General features: G+C 63.1%; 1 protein-coding gene. It reads right to left on the bottom strand.

Annotated features, from left to right (window positions below; genetic code table 11):
- Positions 1-55: 55 nt before the first annotated feature.
- Entirely contained in the window at positions 56-1,270 is a 1,215-nt protein-coding gene (locus tag GV832_RS21635) for an IS256 family transposase (RefSeq protein ID WP_168776923.1), read from the bottom strand.
- Positions 1,271-1,333 lie beyond the last annotated feature (63 nt).

Raw genomic sequence — 1,333 nt, 5'->3', positions numbered from 1 at the left:
GGGAGTGTCTGAACCTCTGTGTATCTGATTTGGCCCATGCGGTTTTCAGATACGTTCAGGCGTCGAAGCGCCCGGCGAACATTATGGCCAGCTGATTGCGGGCTGCTACCCATTCCCGGACAGCGCGGCCGCCCTTTTCAAAGTTGCGGATGGCGAGGAAGATCAGCTTGGTCGCGGCCTCCTCGGTCGGGAAGGAGCCCTTGGTTTTCAGCGTTTTGCGCAGCACCCGGTTCAGCGACTCCACGGCGTTGGTCGTATAGATGATCTTCCGGATCGCCGCGCTGAAGGCATAGAACGGTGTGACCTCCGCCCATGCCCGGCGCCAGGCCGGGGCGATGGACGGGTATTTTCCGGCCCATTTCTCTTCGAAGGCGTCCAGCTGGCGGGCGGCCTCCTCAGCGGTCGGGGCCTCGTAGATCGGGCGCAGGTCAGCGGCCACGGCCTTGCGGTCCTTCCAGCTGCAGAAGTTCATCGAATGCCGGATCAGATGCACGATACAGGTCTGGACCATGGTCTCGGGGAAGGCCGCGGTGATGGCCTCGGGAAAGCCCTTCAACCCGTCCACGACCGCAATCAGGATGTCCTGAACGCCCCGGTTGCGTAGCTCATTCATCACCGACAGCCAGAACTTGGCACCCTCGTTGTCTGCGATCCAGAGCCCCAGAACCTCGCGATCCCCTTCCCGGGTGACGCCCAGGGCGATGTAGACCGCCTTGTTCTTGACCATCCGGCTGTCGGCATCGCGGATCTTCACGCGCAGAGCGTCGAAAATGACGATCGGATACATCCGGTCCAGCGCCCGATGCTGCCATTCCCGGACCTCGCCCAGCACGGCATCGGTGACGCGGCTGATCAGGTCGGGCGAGACCCGCAGGCCATAGAGCTCCTCAAGATGAGCCTGGATGTCGCGCACTGACAGACCGGCGGCATAGAGCCCGATGATCTTGTCGTCGACGCCATCGATCCGGGTCTGGCCCTTCTTCACCAGCTCGGGCTCGAAGCTGCCGTCCCGGTCTCGGGGCACGGCCAGCGGCACCTCCCCATCAGAACCCTTCACCCGCTTCGTCGCGACCCCGTTCCGGCGGTTGGTCTGTTCCGCCGGCGGCTCCGCGCCAGCCTCATAGCCTAGATGCGCGGTCAGCTCGGCTCCGAGCATCCGCTCCATCAGCCGGATCTTCAGTTCCTTCATCAGCCCGGCGTCACCCAGCAGATCTTCCGGCCGCTTGCAGCCCTGCAGCAACTCGTCCAGCAATTCGTTCGAAATCGTCATCGTCCTTGCTCCTCTCAGGAAGCATGGACCAGATCACCGATACACAGAAGGCCGGACACTCTC

The organism is Stagnihabitans tardus (genome assembly GCF_009925085.1).
Taxonomy (GTDB): Bacteria; Pseudomonadota; Alphaproteobacteria; order Rhodobacterales; family Rhodobacteraceae; genus Stagnihabitans; species Stagnihabitans tardus.
This window is presented reverse-complemented; position numbering and strand designations above follow the sequence as displayed.

Coding starts and splice junctions, on each gene's coding strand:
- GV832_RS21635 (WP_168776923.1), bottom strand. CDS start 1,270: ATGACGATTTCGAACGAATTGCTGGACGAGTTGCTGCAGGGCTGCAAG.